16 protein-coding genes, 1 other RNA gene and 4 pseudogenes are annotated in these 16,523 nt (G+C 35.5%); 9 read left to right on the top strand and 12 right to left on the bottom strand.

Features of this window, described 5'->3' with window-relative positions:
• From AB6N09_RS05045 to AB6N09_RS05035, 3 genes and pseudogenes are all read left to right on the top strand, one after another.
• Positions 1–865 (top strand): annotated as a pseudogene (locus tag AB6N09_RS05045) (hypothetical protein); the annotation flags it as partial.
• A gap of 97 nt (positions 866–962) precedes the next feature.
• Positions 963–1,427, top strand: a complete 465-nt coding sequence (locus AB6N09_RS05040) for a hypothetical protein (RefSeq protein WP_411131846.1) — start codon at positions 963–965, stop codon at positions 1,425–1,427.
• Between the two features lie 48 nt (positions 1,428–1,475).
• On the top strand, positions 1,476–1,619 hold the full coding sequence (locus AB6N09_RS05035; RefSeq protein WP_411131845.1) for a hypothetical protein: 144 nt from the start codon (positions 1,476–1,478) through the stop codon (positions 1,617–1,619).
• 249 nt (positions 1,620–1,868) lie between these two features.
• Here AB6N09_RS05035 and AB6N09_RS05030 read toward each other — a convergent pair.
• Both AB6N09_RS05030 and AB6N09_RS05025 read right to left on the bottom strand, forming a co-directional pair.
• Positions 1,869–2,253, bottom strand: a pseudogene (locus AB6N09_RS05030) (DUF1284 domain-containing protein).
• A gap of 20 nt (positions 2,254–2,273) precedes the next feature.
• Positions 2,274–2,804, bottom strand: coding sequence for a biotin transporter BioY (locus tag AB6N09_RS05025; protein ID WP_411131844.1), 531 nt, complete (start codon positions 2,802–2,804; stop codon positions 2,274–2,276).
• A gap of 100 nt (positions 2,805–2,904) precedes the next feature.
• On the opposite strand from AB6N09_RS05025, the gene AB6N09_RS05020 reads away from it, so the two are divergent.
• The gene (locus AB6N09_RS05020) at positions 2,905–3,462 is read left to right on the top strand and encodes a nitroreductase family protein (RefSeq protein ID WP_411131843.1); all 558 of its coding nucleotides are present in this window, start codon (positions 2,905–2,907) and stop codon (positions 3,460–3,462) included.
• A 5-nt stretch (positions 3,463–3,467) separates the two neighbouring features.
• Positions 3,468–4,223 carry a diaminopimelate epimerase gene (dapF, locus tag AB6N09_RS05015; RefSeq protein WP_411131842.1) on the top strand — a complete coding sequence of 252 codons (756 nt, stop codon included), beginning with the start codon at positions 3,468–3,470 and terminating at the stop codon, positions 4,221–4,223.
• Positions 4,224–4,230: 7 nt separating this feature from the next.
• On the opposite strand, the gene sucD is transcribed toward dapF, so the two are convergent.
• The 4 genes and pseudogenes from sucD to secB form a co-directional block, all read right to left on the bottom strand.
• The gene (gene sucD / locus AB6N09_RS05010; protein ID WP_411131841.1) at positions 4,231–5,109 is read right to left on the bottom strand and encodes a succinate--CoA ligase subunit alpha; all 879 of its coding nucleotides are present in this window, start codon (positions 5,107–5,109) and stop codon (positions 4,231–4,233) included.
• 3 nt (positions 5,110–5,112) lie between these two features.
• Positions 5,113–6,273, bottom strand: a complete 1,161-nt coding sequence (gene sucC / locus AB6N09_RS05005; protein ID WP_411131840.1) for an ADP-forming succinate--CoA ligase subunit beta — start codon at positions 6,271–6,273, stop codon at positions 5,113–5,115.
• 28 nt (positions 6,274–6,301) lie between these two features.
• The gene (gene rpsU, locus AB6N09_RS05000) at positions 6,302–6,502 is read right to left on the bottom strand and encodes a 30S ribosomal protein S21 (protein WP_411131839.1); all 201 of its coding nucleotides are present in this window, start codon (positions 6,500–6,502) and stop codon (positions 6,302–6,304) included.
• 190 nt (positions 6,503–6,692) lie between these two features.
• Positions 6,693–7,195 (bottom strand): annotated as a pseudogene (secB, locus tag AB6N09_RS04995) (protein-export chaperone SecB).
• Positions 7,196–7,362: 167 nt separating this feature from the next.
• Between secB and AB6N09_RS04990 the strand changes: the two are divergent.
• The 3 genes from AB6N09_RS04990 to AB6N09_RS04980 are packed head-to-tail and all read left to right on the top strand — an operon-like array spanning position 7,363 to position 9,386.
• Positions 7,363–8,019: a Tim44/TimA family putative adaptor protein gene (locus tag AB6N09_RS04990; protein ID WP_411131838.1), complete on the top strand. Its 657-nt coding sequence runs from the start codon at positions 7,363–7,365 to the stop codon at positions 8,017–8,019.
• A gap of 11 nt (positions 8,020–8,030) precedes the next feature.
• Positions 8,031–8,738 carry a DNA polymerase III subunit epsilon gene (gene dnaQ / locus AB6N09_RS04985; protein WP_411131837.1) on the top strand — a complete coding sequence of 236 codons (708 nt, stop codon included), beginning with the start codon at positions 8,031–8,033 and terminating at the stop codon, positions 8,736–8,738.
• A 33-nt stretch (positions 8,739–8,771) separates the two neighbouring features.
• Positions 8,772–9,386, top strand: coding sequence for an SCO family protein (locus AB6N09_RS04980; protein ID WP_411131836.1), 615 nt, complete (start codon positions 8,772–8,774; stop codon positions 9,384–9,386).
• 52 nt (positions 9,387–9,438) lie between these two features.
• Here the strand turns inward: AB6N09_RS04980 and AB6N09_RS04975 are convergent, their stop codons facing one another.
• The 6 genes and pseudogenes from AB6N09_RS04975 to ssrA all read right to left on the bottom strand — a co-directional run bounded on the left by AB6N09_RS04975 (position 9,439) and on the right by ssrA (position 14,872).
• The gene (locus AB6N09_RS04975) at positions 9,439–10,047 is read right to left on the bottom strand and encodes a ribonuclease HII (protein ID WP_411131835.1); all 609 of its coding nucleotides are present in this window, start codon (positions 10,045–10,047) and stop codon (positions 9,439–9,441) included.
• 6 nt (positions 10,048–10,053) lie between these two features.
• Positions 10,054–11,031: pseudogene (mraY, locus tag AB6N09_RS04970) on the bottom strand (phospho-N-acetylmuramoyl-pentapeptide-transferase).
• Between the two features lie 497 nt (positions 11,032–11,528).
• Complete coding sequence (locus AB6N09_RS04965; protein ID WP_411131834.1) at positions 11,529–13,652, bottom strand: FtsK/SpoIIIE family DNA translocase; 2,124 nt, start codon at positions 13,650–13,652, stop codon at positions 11,529–11,531.
• A 4-nt stretch (positions 13,653–13,656) separates the two neighbouring features.
• Complete coding sequence (locus AB6N09_RS04960; protein WP_411131833.1) at positions 13,657–13,932, bottom strand: YggT family protein; 276 nt, start codon at positions 13,930–13,932, stop codon at positions 13,657–13,659.
• Positions 13,933–14,076: 144 nt separating this feature from the next.
• Entirely contained in the window at positions 14,077–14,514 is a 438-nt protein-coding gene (locus AB6N09_RS04955) for a ClpXP protease specificity-enhancing factor SspB (RefSeq protein ID WP_411131832.1), read from the bottom strand.
• A 24-nt stretch (positions 14,515–14,538) separates the two neighbouring features.
• Positions 14,539–14,872: a transfer-messenger RNA gene (ssrA, locus tag AB6N09_RS04950) on the bottom strand.
• A 542-nt stretch (positions 14,873–15,414) separates the two neighbouring features.
• Between ssrA and AB6N09_RS04945 the strand changes: the two genes are divergently transcribed.
• A complete protein-coding gene (locus AB6N09_RS04945) occupies positions 15,415–15,906 on the top strand; it encodes a hypothetical protein (protein ID WP_411131831.1) in 492 nt (163 codons plus the stop codon).
• The last annotated feature ends 617 nt before the right edge of the window (positions 15,907–16,523 follow it).

The raw sequence follows: 16,523 nt of genomic DNA, 5'->3' as shown, positions 1-16,523 counted from the left end.
TTTTTTCTCGGTCGCACACGCCCATGATAACTCTATTCCTATAGTGAGTAGGGTTATCTTTCTCTCTTATCTCTTTTATATCACGTTTTTAACTTACAATCTTTTTGATCGACTTGAGCTGACACTCTTTATATCAGATAACCAGATTAAAACTTTAGTTGATCACTTAACCAACCACCAACTCAAAACTCTCGCTCAGGAATTAAATGAGGCAAGGTTGAAAGTTATCGTTCCTATTTTAAATGAAGATCAACTTGGAAGTTTAGTAAAAGAATTGGAACCAGATCAGGTAAAAAACCTTTTGCCTCACTTAAAGATGGATCAGTTTAAAGCATTTATTACAAGTTTGGATTCTGAGAAGTTTACAGTGATTGTGAAAGACTTGTCTGAGCACCACCTGACAATACTTTCTAAAGAATTGGGAGTTGATCAGCTAAGAGCTCTAGTAAGTAGCCTGCAAGAAGATCAACTGAAAGATTTGGTTAATAAGCTGGATGATAGGCAGCTCGTAGCAATAGCTCAAGATTTAACTGAACCTAGTAGAATTAAAGTTATAGTTGATTCCCTAATTGATCCAGAGAAACTTCAGATTCTTGCTCAGAATATGTCCGATGAACAATTTGTAAAACTTTTGAATGAGCTAAGCCCAAAAGATCTAAAGGATATTATTCACAAACTGCCTTATGAGAAAGTTATATCTGTGGTTGGTCAACAAGGTAATCAGGATCAATTTGATGCTGTTATTAAGGCGTTTCAAGAAAAATTTAGAGAACAAGCAGAGCAGCGGGATAAGCAAATGGCAAAGCAGGATGAGATGATGAAGATACTTGAGCAAATCAAGAAGGATATGCCAGACATTGGGTAAGCTCCAGATTTTGCGATAGCAGACAATAGTAACGATTCGATACTATTTATGTAGTAGTAATTTATAAAACAATTAATTTTTATAGGAGGACTTTATTATGAACAAAAATACAGAGCTACATTCTGATAAAATTGCTTTAGGAGAAGTTACTTTATCAGAAGTTAAGGAACCTAGTTTTAACAAACCAACCTTTCAAATACCTGTAATAAAAGAGATTGTCAGCAGTAAGACAAAGCAAAAATTTAATATAACTGACAAAATGCAGCCGGAAGAAATTGAAAAATTACCACAAATCACACTAACCATAAAGCATCTCAAAAATTTTTATGATGGCCTAATGAAAAGTATCAATAAATATAACGAAGATATAAGTAAGGAGATTAAAGATAATATAGTAGACTCAACTATAAGATATATAGGTAGCAGTACAAGTAGTATTGAAAGTGAAATTAGTAGCATTAAAACGGACTTGGAGGAAAAAATCGCAGAGGTCAGGAATGAAATTCCAGATATTGGAGAAGCCCCTCCACGTATTACTGGAGAAGAGAACGGATTTCTTTAAATGCTGTTTTAGTACAAGTTCTAAGATTTTAATTTTACAGGAGTTTACGTGAGTAATTACAGTGAACAGGAAAGTGACAACGAACTTAAATCAATAGGTAAAGTGGAAGTTAAGGTCAAGCCTAAGGGTTTTGACAATAATAGCAAGTCTGTTGAGCAATTAAGTAACGCTTTAGCAGAAGAGAAAAAGTAGGCTTGATGAGCTGATTGTGAAGGTTGGCGATGAAAGCTCAGGTCTAATACACAAATTTGCATCATTGAAAGCCGAATTTGATTCATTCAAGGGAGGAGATGATATAATTGATCCTAACGCTATTATATAATTCACTTGATAGTATAAAATACTAAAAAAATGTAACAGCCTGACATCAGGCTGTTGCTTTTTTCCTGCGTAGCACAGGTATTTTCCTAAAAATAGGATTCTTTCACCTCAATATTTTCATCAACGCATTATTTGGAGGTGGCAATCCAAAAGGGCACTTTTGCATATTCCATATGACTTCCAGTTGCACTTCTCACATGCGTAGTTAAATTTCTCTAAAGACATTTTCTCTCTAATTCTTTCTATCCCTTCATTCCAGGTTAAAATCTCTCCAATTTTTATCCCTAAAATCTTCCATATGTTTTCTATCTAGCTCTAAAACCTTAGCTTGTGTGGTACATTCACCTTTTTTAGTCTGATTTGAGCAAGCGCTGCAGATACTATCAAAATCACCAACTACCTTAATTTGAGTATTGGGATCAGTAATTACCTTATTTACTACCTTTCTATGGTTTTTTATAAAGCTCTGAGAATACCCATATCCCCGAAATGCAAGAGTGCACATGAAATGATGAGGGCGAAATATTATCGTTTTTTCAAGTATTGTAAAGCCGCTACGAGTAGGAAAATCTTCACCAAACCAGGTAGAATAAATGGTAGAACACCAGCTACTATCGCTTGTTTCAAACCCACATGGATAGCGAGCCAACTGACACCACATATAAAAATCATAGCTGTACCAGCCAAACAACTTAAAGAATTGCGCATAAGTGATCTACACTTAGAGCTTAACGATTCATTTACTCTGCCCATCACTATCACAGCAGCTAAGAAGCCGATTAAATATCCGCCTGTTGGCCTGAGAAAAACGTTATAGCCACCAAGAAAATCCGCAAAAATGGGAAATCCTGCTGCACCAAGTAATAAATATGTAAGCACAGAGTAAAATGCTGTCCTGTGGTTAAATTTAAGCCCAATAAGCATCGCTCCCAAACTTTGTAGTGTAATAGGTACAGGTTGCAGCGGTATACTTATTTGAGCCATCAGAAACAAGAGCAAGATGCAAGAGAGAACTTCAACTAATGTTGATTTGCTGATAGATTGTGCTGTAAACATACCAATCCAAAATAAAATATATTTATAATATTATATTTATGGAATTTCGCAATTTAAATTTACTGTGCTACAATAAATTTATTTATATACCTAAATAAAAATGATAAATAAACAAGATCTATTGGCATTGATGAAAGCAAGACATAGCGGGCGTTCATATGACCCAACAAGAACATTAGCTCAAGAAGACATAAACGCTTTAATGGAAGCTGCAAGACTTACTCCCTCATGTTATGGTAATGAACCTTGGAGGTATATTATATGTAACAAGCAAAATAACCAAAGTTCATGGGAAAGATTACTGAGTTGTCTTGATGGATCTAACCAAAAATGGGCAAAAAATGTACAAGTTCTAATTATATCATTAAGTGCTAAAAATTTTCGAAAGCTGGATAAAGGAAAAAATTTCTGGGCTAAGCATGATACTGGCGCAGCAAGCTATGCGCTTATGTTGCAGGCTACATCTATGAACTTAATGGCACATCAAATGGGTGGATTTGATAAGGATAAAATAATAGAAAAATTCAACATACCTGATGATTTTAATGTAATGTCAGTGGTAGCAGTTGGTTACGAAGAAGAGGGTGCTAAAGTTAAGGAAAAGACAAGAAGGCCAATAAAAGAAATATTTTTTTATGACGAATGGTCGAAGTCCTGAAAAAAATGCATGGTACTGGTAACAACTTTGTTATCATATACTCACGTTTAACAAACAATTTAGACTGGAGCTATAGACAAATTGCTGATCAAAACGGCTGTGATCAGGTGATAATTATGACAAGGTCTGATGCTGTGGACTGTTTCATGCACATCTACAATGCTAACGGTAGTCAAGCTGAAATGTGCGGAAACGCAGCATGTTGCGTTGGATATTTGATAATGTCAGAAAAAAGCACTGAGTATGCAACTATCGAGTTAATAAATGAGCGCATTTTAGAGTGCTTCAAGGTGGGTGGTAGGTCCATAAAGGTCAATATGGGCAAACCACTGTTTAGATGGCATGAAATCCCTCTATCCATTGAATGTGACACTCTTTGCTTACCTGTAGAAGTTGAAATGCTAAAAGATCCAGTTGCAGTAAATATTGGCAATCCTCACATAGTCTTTTTTGTTGATAACATAAGTGAGATACCGTTGCAAAACTTAAGACCAAGATTGGAAAACCACATGTTATTTTCCAAGAAAGTAAATGTCAGCATTGCACAAATTGAAAGGGGTGGAGAAATAAACTTAAGAGTTTGGGAGAGAGGTACAGGTATCACTGCTTCATGTGGTAGCGCAGCTTGCGCAGCATTTGTTGCGTCCGTACTTCGTAAGTATTTGACTGCTAAGCAAACTTCTGTAAATTCGCCATGGGGAAACTTACTAGTTGAATGGGCAGACGATGTGTTTATAATTGGTAATGTAGGGTTTCTATAGTAATGTTCTAAACTTGATTCATTACTTCCAAAACTTTTTTACCAATTACTGCAGGAGTTTCTGCAATTGCAATACCAGCACTCCTCATAACCTCCAGCTTTGCACCAGCACTCCCTCCACTAGAAGAGATAATCGCTCCAGCGTGTCCCATGCGTCTTCCTGGAGGTGCTGTTTGACCAGCTACAAATCCAACAATTGGCTTTTTAGTTTTTTCTGTCTTCACAAAATGTGATACATCCTCTTCTTCGTTTCCACCTATTTCACCAATGACTACAATACCATGGGTGTCTTCGTCTTTTAAAAACAGCTCCATACAATCAACAAACGTCATACCATGAACGGGATCCCCTCCAATTCCTATGCACGTTGACTGACCAAGGCCAACAGCAGTTGTTTGCGCTACTGCTTCATAAGTCAAAGTTCCAGAACGAGACATGATCCCTATATGTCCACGCTTGTGAATATGCCCTGGCATAATTCCTATTTTACATTCTTCGGGTGTGATAACCCCCGGACAGTTGGGACCAATCAATCGACTTTTCGAACTAATAAGTGCATGCTTAACTTTTACCATGTCAAGTATAGGAATGCCCTCTGTAATACAAACTACCAGCTCTATTTTTGCATCTATGGCTTCGAGTATTGCATCAGCAGCGAATTTAGCAGGTACATATATCACTGTGACATTTGCATCAGTTTTTTCCTTAGCTTCTACTACAGTATTAAAGACCGGTAAATTAAGGTGAGAGCTTCCGCCCTTGCCAGGAGTTACACCACCAACCATTTTTGTTCCATAGCTAATTGCTTGCTCTGAGTGGAATGTACCCTGTGCACCAGTAAAACCCTGGCATATTAATCTTGTATCTTTGCTTACTAAAATGGACATGATTCATTTTACCTCTTTTACTATTTTCTGTGCAGCTTCATCAAGTTCGTCTGCAGCAATAATATTTAATCCTGACTCTTCTAAGATTCTCTTTCCTTCTTCAAAATTAGTACCTGATAACCTGACCACTAAAGGAACTTTTATACTCATTTCTTTTGCAGCCTCAACGATACCACTTGCAATGATATCGCAGCGCATTATACCGCCAAATATGTTAACTAAAATCCCCTTTACGTTACTATCAGACAATATAATTTTAAACGCTTCGGTGACAGTCTCTTTACTTGCCCCGCCGCCAACATCCAAAAAGTTGGCAGGTTCTGCTCCGTAGTATTTTATTATATCCATTGTTGCCATAGCAAGACCCGCACCGTTTACCATGCAACCAATGCTGCCATCCATTTTAATATAACTGAGCCCATGTTTTGAAGCTTCTATTTCTTCTTTTACTTCTTCATCATAGTCACGGAGTTCCGCAATCTCCGAATGACGGTATAAAGCATTATCATCGAAGTTGATTTTAGCATCAAGCGCAATAAAACCCCCAGAATTTGTTTCAACTAGTGGATTAATTTCTATTTGACTTGCATCAGTTGCAATAAATGCATCATATATATTTTTTGCAACATTTGTTATTTTTTTTATTTGTTCTGAACTCAGATTAAAACCATTGCTTAATTTGCTGCTGTCAAAACTTGTAAAACCAGCAGTATAATCAATATCAAATTTTACAATTTTTGTAGGAGAATTTTTTGCAACTTCTTCAATATCCATTCCACCTTCTGAGGAAAATATGAATGTTGGTCTACTGAGCTTGGGATCAACTACTAGGCTTAAATAATACTCTTTCTTAATGCTTGAGCCCTCCTCAATGTATACTCTCCTTACTTGCTGCCCTTTTGGTCCTGTTTGGTGAGTAATTAAAGTCATGCCAAGCATAGACTTTACAAACTGCTTAGCTTCTTCAGCCGACTTTGCCAGCTTTACACCACCAGCTTTACCTCTGCCACCTGCGTGAATTTGAGCTTTAACCACAAGCACGTCAGATTTTAACTGATCCATTTGAGTCTCTACTTCTTCTGCAGATGTAGTAACAAAACCATTTGGCACTGGAACATTAAATTTGCACAAAATCTCTTTCGCTTGATATTCGTGAATATTCATAAAACAACCAATGATAAACTATTAAAAACTACCAACCATAACGCTGTCTTCTACTCTCTTGTTGGCGCCTCTTTTTTTTAGCTTCAGATTTCTTTTTAGCTCTCTTTTCTGATTTCTTTTCATGGTATTGCTTTTTCATTTTTACCCCTCTTCCTTCTTTTTGAATTGTTTTTTTCAATACTGGAAAAGCTCTATCTACATCACCATAATGAACTGATACTTCAATCAAACTTTATACCTCCTCTGGTCAAAAATCTACTTATAAATTAGAAAATTAACATTGTCAATTATTTTATAAACTTAGCTGTAATACAAAAGGGATATCTTTAAAAAGACTTAACTATTGAAAGCGTTGGAGCCTCTTAATTTGCTATGCAACAAAATCATCTCGTACGCCGGAATAACGAAGTAGTGCCGTATCAGTTAAAATTCTCATTGCTCACAGTATTTTTTGTTGTTGACTCTGCTGCTTATACATAGCTTCAAAAGCTATAGGATCTAGCATAAGTGGAGGAAACCCACCATTACTTGTAACCCTTGCAATTATTTCTCTCGCAAAAGGAAAAAGAAAGGTAGGCCCGCCAATAAATAAAGCTTGCCTTATTTCTTCTGCACTTAGCTCTGCAAAGTTTTCTATTGAAAAAATACCACAATATTTCGTTTCACAAATGAAAGCAATATCATCTTTTATGTTCTCATCTTTTACCGTTGCTTTGGCTTCTATATGCAAAGTAATTTCATGGAAAGATTTTTCTTCATTCTCTTCTTCCTCGCCTTCAGCTCCTTCCAATCTCACTGAATTGATATTAACCATTACATTAATGCCTGGAGCTTCTTTTGCGGAGAGAAATGGTGAATTCGGATTTTCAAACGATAGATCTTTAATATACTGACCATGAATTTTCATTTTGTATTGTGACATTTTTTGCGTCTCCTTATAATTAAGTTGAAGTATTTAACACTTTCTTGTACAATATAATCATTTATAGATGAATAGCAAACCTAAATTATAGATTGGTATAGGATAAGCCATTTTCATTAATAATTAATAATGTTCAGGTACTTTATATGCTAGGGAGTTGAGTTACTATGATAGAGCTCGTAATATATGCTTTATTAGCGGCATTCGTTTTTTCATGGTTGTACAATTCTTTAGGAAAATCAACAAACCTCAACCTAAAAAAACTGACTAGTGCACTTGATATAAGCCAAAGTAGAGAAGATGTAGTAGAAAACATTGAAGATTACATCGATAGCAACGATAAAAATGCAATAAAAGCTACTTATGAGCAAATATTACAAAAAAATAAAGATTTCTCCATTTCCAATTTCATGGAAGGTTCAAGCATAGCTTTCGAATTAATAATAAAATATTTCAATCAAGGGAATCTATCTCAGTTAAAACCTCTCTTGGATAAAGACTTATACAACAATTTTGTAGAGAAGATCAGATATCGTAAAGAGATACAAGAATCTATAATTGTTTCTATTATTTCACAAAAGATTTTAGAAATAAAACTAGTAAAAAATGTAGTGTTTATTGCAGTATATTTCCTTTCAGAGCAAATTAACTTTGTTAAGAATGACAAGGGAGATATTATATCAGGTAGCACATCCACTATCAATAAAGTTGAGGATGTTTGGCAATTCAAAAAAAATATTACTTCATCAAACTCAAGCTGGTTGCTTACTTCCATAAACTATAAAGAGGCAGATGATTGTAAAACGAACGTAAAGTATGAATAATTCTATTTAACATGGAAAATAAATTGCGCGAAATAGTACTTGATACTGAAACTACTGGTTTGGAGATCGAATCTGGTCACCGAATTATTGAAATAGGGTGTGTGGAACTAATTAATCGCATCACGACAGGTAAAGTATTCCATCGGTATATCAATCCAGAAAGAGATATACCTTACCACTCATTTAAGATTCACGGCATTAGTGAAGAGTTTTTAGAAGATAAACCATTATTTCCAGATGTTGCATTAGAATTTCTTGACTTTATATCTAACGATATTTTGATAATTCACAACGCTGAGTTTGATATCAAGTTCCTTAATATGGAGTTGGGTAAATTGAGTGCTGGATTAATCTCTTCAGACAGAGTGCTGGATACATTGTCACTTGCGAGAAAAAAGTTTGCAGGGTCACCCGCATCTCTAAGTGCACTATGTAAGCGTTTTGATATATCGTTGGAGAATAGAGAATTACACGGAGCACTAATTGACGCTCAGTTGCTTGCAAAAGTGTATGTTGAGCTCACAGGAGGGTTACAAACTTTCTTGTTTGATAATCAATGTGAGCAGGATAACAACTCCACAGCCATTCAGCACAAAGTACGTAACTTAGCTCGTAGGGAACACTCACCAAGTAATGAAGAAGTTAATGAACATAGAAAGCTGTTGGATAAAATTAACAATCCACTTTGGAAGAAATTTATTGAATGGGTCAACAAATGAAGATACAATTTAATTTTACTATGTGCTCTCTAAATGCTAAAGTTTGCAAGGTTATTGTCTAGTGTAGTAGTAACATTAGCAGCCATTTTTCTTAGTTATTGTTATTTCACTAAAAAAGGCATATTTGCTCCAGCAGTAGTTCACAATGCAGAAGTCAAGATAGGAGGAGATTTTTCTTTGATTAATCAAGACGGACAGATCATACGTAGTAGTGATTTTAAAGATAAGTATATGATGATTTTCTTCGGATTTTCTTCATGTAAAAAGATTTGTCCTATGAATCTTGGAATAATTTCAGAAACACTTGTAAAGCTAGATGAGAAAACTAATAACAAGCTACAAGCGTTTTTTATAACAGTTGACCCTGAACGCGATAGCACGGAAAAACTCAAAGAATTTCAGCAGCAATTTGATCATAGGATACAAATGCTGACCGGAGAGAGAGAGAAAATAGACGAAGTAATTGCAAATTATAAAGTATATGCTGGCAAAATTGGTGGGGAAGAGGAAATTAACCATTCTTCAATAATATATCTTATTGGCCCTGGAGGAAAATATGTCACACACTTTGCAGCTGATCTAAATTCGGATGAAAGTCAATCTGATAAAATCACAGCTGAGATCAAAAAATACGTAAGTGAGCTATAGGCTTGCCACATCTGTTTTCCGTTGAATGGATGTCATTTCTGCCTGGCTAAGTTCAAGGTGTTCGTTCAACAAAGTGTGAGATAGGTGCAAAGTTTCTTCTATGATGTTCTGTAATACCATGGAGGTTTATGGCATCTATATGCTCTTTTGTCCCATATCCTTTATTTTTATGCCAATTATATTCTGGATGTTGATCATGCAACTCTTGCATCAGCTTATCTCTTGTCACTTTTGCAATAATTGAAGCGGCTGCAATTGATATACTCAAACTATCACCGTTTACTATGGACCTAACCTGCCATTTTACTTTGGGTGGTTGATTACCATCAACCAGCACATAATCTAATTCTAGACCTAAGTTTGTCAATGCACGTTGCATTGACAGTTTCGTTGCTTGTAAAATGTTGTATGAATTTATTTCTTCAACACTTGCCATTCCTATACCAAATTTTGCAACAGACGTTATCTTTTCATATAGAACTTGCCTGTTTTTAGCAGTCAACTTTTTTGAGTCATTAATTCCTTCAATGATTATATTTATATCGGTAAATACTACTGCTGCAGACATTACAGGGCCAGCTAGCGGACCCCTTCCAATTTCGTCCACTCCTGCTATCACTCCTGATAATTTATTTTCTAATGTGAAATCTGGGTATGCCATAAGTTTTTATAACAAGAAAGCTACAGTAAATATTGAACAGGTAATGGCAATTATCCAAAATTTCATAACTATTTCATTTTTTGACCATCCCTTCTTTTCAAAATTGTGATGTATTGGTGCTATAAGAAAAATCCTTCTTCCCTTCAAATACTTAAACTTTGTATATTTACAATATAATACCTTGATAATTATAGATAGTGTTTCTATTACAAAAATTATTCCAATAACAGCGAAAAGCATTTCCCTTTTAATGAGAACGCTGATTAGTCCCAAAGCTGCACCGATTGATAAACTGCCAACCACCCATAAACATTCTTGCCGGGTGTGTGTTAAACCACAAGAAACTTAAAATTGCTCCTACAAATGCAATACAGAATAAAATAGTGTTTACGTTTGCTTGAGTTATGTATGCAACTAGTCCTAAAGAAACAAAAGAAGTGATAACTTGAGTTGCAGCAAGGCCGTCTAGACCATCTGTAATATTTACAGCGTTAGAAGAGCCGACAATCACAAACGCAGCAAACGGAACATATAGGCAGCCAAAGTCGATCATTATTCCTTTAACTAGGAACGTTTTTGCAAAGTCCTCAGCAAAATATAGCTTAAATATGGACATACCAATCAGAGTGACAACAAATTGGATAAGTATTTTGATTTTTGCGCTTAAACCTTGATGATTATTTGCTTTTAATTTTAGATAATCATCAATAAATCCAATCAGAGCAAAAAACAGAGTTATAAATACCAGCAATAGAATCTCTGGCGTTAGTTGAGTCCAAAGTAGAATTGGTAATAAAGAAGAAATCAGTACTACTATCCCGCCCATGGTAGGGATATTTTTTTTGTCATTAAATGACTTTCTGGTCCACATAACCTGATTGGCTGTCCATTTTTGCATACTTTTTTTAGAAGTTTTATAAAATAAGGGGAAAGAATAAATCCAAAAATAAACGAGGTGAAAAATATTTTTATAGATAAAGTCATCTATCTATTTAGATTAACCAATTGAGTATTATACCGGATACTCACAAATATCATAGCACAGAGGATTTGGCATAGTCATTAGGATAACCTAGATTTCGAGTATTGGTGTTTTTTGTAACGCTGTTGCTCTTAAATCGCACTGATCTAAACATTAAAAAGTTTACCAAGCAGAAAAAAAGACAAAAGAAATCCCGTGGTAGAAGTTGCTCACTCTCTAATCCTGCAAATTGGGGTACTATACTGTCTTAAACGACTTATAAGCGCGTTTCAGCTTGTATAGGGAAAAACCTAGAAAATCTAGGTGAAATTAATAAAGACATGAGGTGCACATAGTGCAAAAAATTAAACATAAGATGCCAACGGTGATACTTTAGTCGTTTAATCTGCACAGATTGAAGCTAGATGAATAGCTCCAATACTATTGGAAGGGTATCGGCAAAGGTTGTCAAGTAGTTTTTTGTTTCATTCAACGCGCTGCCAAAAATTATGCAAGAAGTCTATTCTACCAGTATCTCTCTCTTTCCCGAGTAATTTGGAGCGCTGACAATACCTTCTTTTTCCATTCTTTCAACAATATTTGCAGCTCTGTTATAGCCTATTCTAAGTTGTCGTTGAATGTAACTAGTTGAAACCTTTTTATCTCTCTGAATGATAGCAACTGCTTGCTTGTATAGGTCGTTCTCTTCATCTTCTGTTTCACCGTCTAATTCTGCAGAGGAATTTTCATCCTCTTTGGTAATTTCCTCCATGTAGTTTGGATCACCTTGCGTTTTCAGGTGATCGACTATATTTTGCACTTCATTATCACTAACAAACGGACCGTGAACTCTAATAATCTTACCACCAGAGGCCATATAGAGCATATCACCCATACCGAGCAATTGTTCAGCCCCCTGTTCACCGAGTATTGTTCTGCTATCTATTTTAGAAGTCACAGCAAAACTGATTCTCGTTGGAAAGTTTGCCTTTATCACACCTGTTATCACATCCACAGATGGCCGCTGTGTTGCCATTATGATGTGTATTCCTGCAGCTCTAGCCATTTGCGCTAAACGCTGAATAGAGCACTCTATTTCTTTGCCAGCAACAAGCATCAAATCTGCCATTTCATCTACGATTACCACGATATACGGAAATGTTTCCATCTTGATTGGTATTTTTTCAAACAAGGGTTTGCCTGTTGTTGAGTTAAAGCCAATTTGCACAACACGCTCCAATTCTATCCCGCTATTCATCGCTTCTGTGATTTTTTGGTTATAGTTTATCACATTGCGCACGTTCAAATACGACATCATACGATAGCGATTTTCCATCTCTTTTACTATCCACTTAAGAGCAATAACAGCCTTTTTTGGTTCGGTTACCACTGGTGTTATAAGATGCGGTATTGAATCATATATTGAAAGCTCGAGCATTTTGGGATCGATCATTATCATCTTGCATTCATTGGGATTTAATCGATAAACGAGCGAGAGAATCATGGTGTTAATTGCAACTGATTTACCCGATCCTGTGGTCCCAGCAACGAGCAAATGCGGCATTTTGGCCAAATCGGCAATAACTGATTTCCCGCTTATTTCTTTGCCAAGCGCAATTGGAAGATTTAAGTTTGCATTCTGGTATTCTGGCGATTCAAGCAAGTCACGCAGCATGACAATTTCTCGTTCCTTGTTTGGCAATTCTATTCCCATAGCGTTTTGTCCACGAATTATTGAAATACGCGCAGAGAGCGCACTCATTGAACGTGCAATGTCGTCTGCGAGCCCAATCACCCTTGCAGACTTTGTGCCAGCCTGTGGCTCAAGTTTGTATAAAGTCACAACTGGTCCATAACATACATTGATAATTTTTCCTTGCACGCCAAAATCACTCAAAACTTGCTCCAGCAAAGATAAATTCTTATTGCTCTCCATTTCATTCAACTGTTTTCTCTGCAAAGACTCTTCTGCCTTAGAAAGTAAATGAATACTTGGAAACTCAAACCCACTAGAAGGTTTGAAAACCTTTCCAGTAACTTTTTTCTGTCTTTCTTTTGGTTGTTGTCTAGTAGCAATTTGAGCTCTATGTTGTTCTTCTACTGCTGATGATACAATAGAACGCTCAGCAGTTTTACGTAACCTGAAAAACAGAACATTTGTAAAAAGGGAAGCTATTTTTTTACACAAGAAGAATATAAAGTAAATCGTTCTCTTCCAACCAATCAGTCCCACAATACCTATTGATATTGCTGCTGTGAATATATAAAACGGGTAGTTACTAATTAGTGCATTTCCTATTGTTCCACCGTGCATATACCCTGCAGTGATGTCGAGCGAAAGTTGTGCTAATATAGCGCATATTCCTAAATTGATTAGTGCTAAGTAGAGAATTTTCAGCAACCTTTTTGATGGTCTGAGGGTCAAAAAATAAACTATAGTTGTAGCTATTGCAATACTAGTTAATCCGAGGAATTGAACTAATATATCAGCTAAATATGAGCCCACTATTCTACCTAAATTTGTCACTTCTTCATTTGTAGCTGTGTTTAAGGATGGATCTTTATAGTTGTAGCTAAAAACTGATATATATACATATATCAGGAGCAATAGGTATATTGCTGATTTCAGATATTTTCTTAGCATCTACTTAAAAGTAGTAATTTATCGTATATTTTACAAAGTGAATTGCTATTAGCAATATCATCACAGATAAATCTAATCCGTTGAATGGTCGTATATACCTTCTAATAGCATTTAGTGGTGGATGGGTAAGTCGATTCAAAATGTGCATTATGTTGCTCACAACTTCGTTATACATATTTACCACATTAATCTTAATCAGCCAACTTAAAGCAATCCAACATATTAGAATGAAGCTATAAAGATCAAACAACGTGTTGAGTAAATATATTATTGGATGCATGTACGTTTATTACATGAAAGTTATATATAAAGATAGATATTTAGGAATTCTAAATCAATCTCTTTAAGTAATACTTTCTCTATACTTATTACTTGATTAGACCACCTTTTTCCTCTCTCGTATATCACGAAGCTAGGTTCGCAACTACTGATCACGCAGTTGGTCTATGGATATAATACTGCCATTTGGTAGGTTTTCAGCATGTCTTTCACTGTCATATTCTTTGTCAGAATCGATACTGATCTTGTCAAATATTAAAACATCTCCTGAAACTTTATCATGAAATTTACTAATGGCAAAAAATGGCACGGTAATTTGCTCTTGTTTCCCGCGAAAACTCAAACTTACGCTAAATTTATCCTCAAAAAGTTTTAAATCATAGAATTGATGTTGTAATATAATAAGTACTTGAGTAGGGTATGACTTTCTTAGGTAATCTGGTACGATAACGCCGTTAAAATAAGTGAAAAATAATATTTCTAAATGAGGAGTGAAATCGTTGCCTGATATGATATCCAAAGCTTTTTTAATGACTTGAAACTTTGCGAAATTGAGCGATTTCTTATAATCTGTTTTATCCATACAACTTTTGCACATGTAAATTCTTGGGGGAACTTCTGTTACCCGGCGTTCCCTGAACCGTGCTTGTAGCGATGAAGTTATAGTGCTAAATTAAGCAGCTAATGCTACATTGCTGTCAGCAGCAAAGTTATCGTTTGCATTTAAATTACGAACTCTTAGCGGTAGTGTCTAACCGAGCAAAGTTACCATCTTTACTATGCATGTCGATCCTTATTCGCCCCCATATAAATTAAAAACATGGTGGAGGCGCCGAGTACTGCCCTCGGGTCCAATACACCTATTACAAGGTAATTTTATTGCCATAGTGTATAAAACACACATAGCCATTATATAATAATATTAAGTAAATGTCAAAGTATTTAACTTTAAGTTAATCGGTAGCCTATACCAATTCTCGCTGTATAGATAGAAACAAAAAAACTACTTGACAAATTCCGCCGACCCTTTTATCATAGCACTGAAGCTATTATTTATCTTCAGTCTGTGCAGATTAAATGACAAAAAACATAGCATATTTGGCGTCTCATATTTAATTTTTCGCACTATGTGCACTGCATGTCTTTTTAAAACTTCTGTTTTTCAAGCTGAAACGCGCTTATGAGTCGTTTAAGACATCAAAAACTCCAATGTTATAAGATAGATAGTGAATAACTAGCTACTCGGGGGTTTTTTGCTTTTTTTCTAACTTAGTAAATTTCTTAAGCATGAAAGTTACATCAACTTTCATTATCAAACAAGATATATAATAAGTTCGCTAAATCTCTAATTGTAGAGAAACTTTTCAAATTACCATTGAGATTTAGTATAATATACCAATATGATTGTTTTAGCTTGCAATTTTAAAATCACACAGTCTAATAAATTTATAACAATTTTTAATATATTATATAAGGAGCAATTATGGACAATAAGTTAATATATTCACTAATTCAAGAATTTCGTCCAGAACTATCAAGCAAGGAAATAGAGAAATATTCTAGTGAATTGCAGAAGCTAAGTTCTAAATTTGATCAGCTACACTCTAAATACGTTTGTGAAAATAAACTGGGTTTGCTTTTCGACGCACGTTATCAAATAAACGGTAAAGGGGAAAGTTATATTATTAAAAATTATCAATGTTATTTTGTTAAAAGCTTGGAAGAAATCTTGAAGAATAATCCGCAAATTTCCTTAAGAGAAGCTATCGATTCTATGAAAAAGGTAGTTGATGTTGATTATAAACACGCTATTAATTCTATGACAGAGATAATTGGCCCTGATTATACTCCTGATATTGTTTCTAATTGCAAAGTAATTGATATTGATAATATTATTACACATCATTATGAAGACGTCAGGGATTATGAATCTGATAATCATTATTATTCAGATGGTAATGATGTTTGGTATTAAGATCATAGCTTGAAATACCTGTAGAAATACAAGGACCGTGTACGTCAAGTTAGTCTGAAGTGGTGTGTTTAGCAAAAAAGAAACTACTGAGTTGACTTTTTGTGTGGCATATTTTTTCTCAGTAGTTAAATAGCTACTTTATAATGAACTTTGTCAGTAACCGCTAGGTTTTTTAGTTGCCATGCAACAAAGCCATCCCAGTGTCGGAGCACTGGGATGACGAGAAGAGAGCACTGGGATGAGTGTGCCGTAGAAGCGGTAAGCTGAAGCTGCACAATAGATGAGCCTCAGAGCTGGTTTACAAGAGCAGGCTTCAAACAACCATAAGCTGCTTTGGTAAAGAGTCAAGGTAGTGAGCGTTATGGAAAAGGTGCAATTATGCGTCATGTTTGAAATAGAGAGTCGAATGGAAATGAACCACTGAAGAAGTGTCGAAAGGCTTTAGACGACGTCAAAACCAGGGGTTTCATCCTAACCTGTGATAAATCTACCGGAAACTTGTTTACTGGGTAGGTGTGGTCCGGCATAGAGGTGGCGCGAATCTATTTTTGGCTATTGTGTAGAACTGCGGGAACCTGTCGTTTCGATGATAAGGTAGGAATCCAAGAAGCTAAACT

Source organism: Wolbachia endosymbiont of Tettigetta isshikii (assembly GCF_041154185.1).
Lineage (GTDB): Bacteria > Pseudomonadota > Alphaproteobacteria > Rickettsiales > Anaplasmataceae > Wolbachia.
Note: the sequence above shows the minus strand (reverse complement) of the source record. Positions and strands in the feature narration are given on the sequence as shown.

Excerpts from the sequence above, each read along its gene's own strand:
- AB6N09_RS05040 (WP_411131846.1), top strand. The coding sequence starts at position 963 with ATGAACAAAAATACAGAGCTACATTCTGATAAAATTGCTTTAGGAGAA.
- AB6N09_RS05025 (WP_411131844.1), bottom strand. The coding sequence starts at position 2,804 with ATGTTTACAGCACAATCTATCAGCAAATCAACATTAGTTGAAGTTCTC.
- AB6N09_RS05020 (WP_411131843.1), top strand. The coding sequence starts at position 2,905 with ATGATAAATAAACAAGATCTATTGGCATTGATGAAAGCAAGACATAGC.
- dapF (WP_411131842.1), top strand. The coding sequence starts at position 3,468 with ATGCATGGTACTGGTAACAACTTTGTTATCATATACTCACGTTTAACA.
- sucD (WP_411131841.1), bottom strand. The coding sequence starts at position 5,109 with ATGTCCATTTTAGTAAGCAAAGATACAAGATTAATATGCCAGGGTTTT.
- sucC (WP_411131840.1), bottom strand. The coding sequence starts at position 6,273 with ATGAATATTCACGAATATCAAGCGAAAGAGATTTTGTGCAAATTTAAT.
- AB6N09_RS04990 (WP_411131838.1), top strand. The coding sequence starts at position 7,363 with ATGATAGAGCTCGTAATATATGCTTTATTAGCGGCATTCGTTTTTTCA.
- dnaQ (WP_411131837.1), top strand. The coding sequence starts at position 8,031 with ATGGAAAATAAATTGCGCGAAATAGTACTTGATACTGAAACTACTGGT.
- AB6N09_RS04980 (WP_411131836.1), top strand. The coding sequence starts at position 8,772 with ATGCTAAAGTTTGCAAGGTTATTGTCTAGTGTAGTAGTAACATTAGCA.
- AB6N09_RS04975 (WP_411131835.1), bottom strand. The coding sequence starts at position 10,047 with ATGGCATACCCAGATTTCACATTAGAAAATAAATTATCAGGAGTGATA.
- AB6N09_RS04965 (WP_411131834.1), bottom strand. The coding sequence starts at position 13,652 with ATGCTAAGAAAATATCTGAAATCAGCAATATACCTATTGCTCCTGATA.
- AB6N09_RS04960 (WP_411131833.1), bottom strand. The coding sequence starts at position 13,932 with ATGCATCCAATAATATATTTACTCAACACGTTGTTTGATCTTTATAGC.
- AB6N09_RS04955 (WP_411131832.1), bottom strand. The coding sequence starts at position 14,514 with ATGGATAAAACAGATTATAAGAAATCGCTCAATTTCGCAAAGTTTCAA.
- AB6N09_RS04945 (WP_411131831.1), top strand. The coding sequence starts at position 15,415 with ATGGACAATAAGTTAATATATTCACTAATTCAAGAATTTCGTCCAGAA.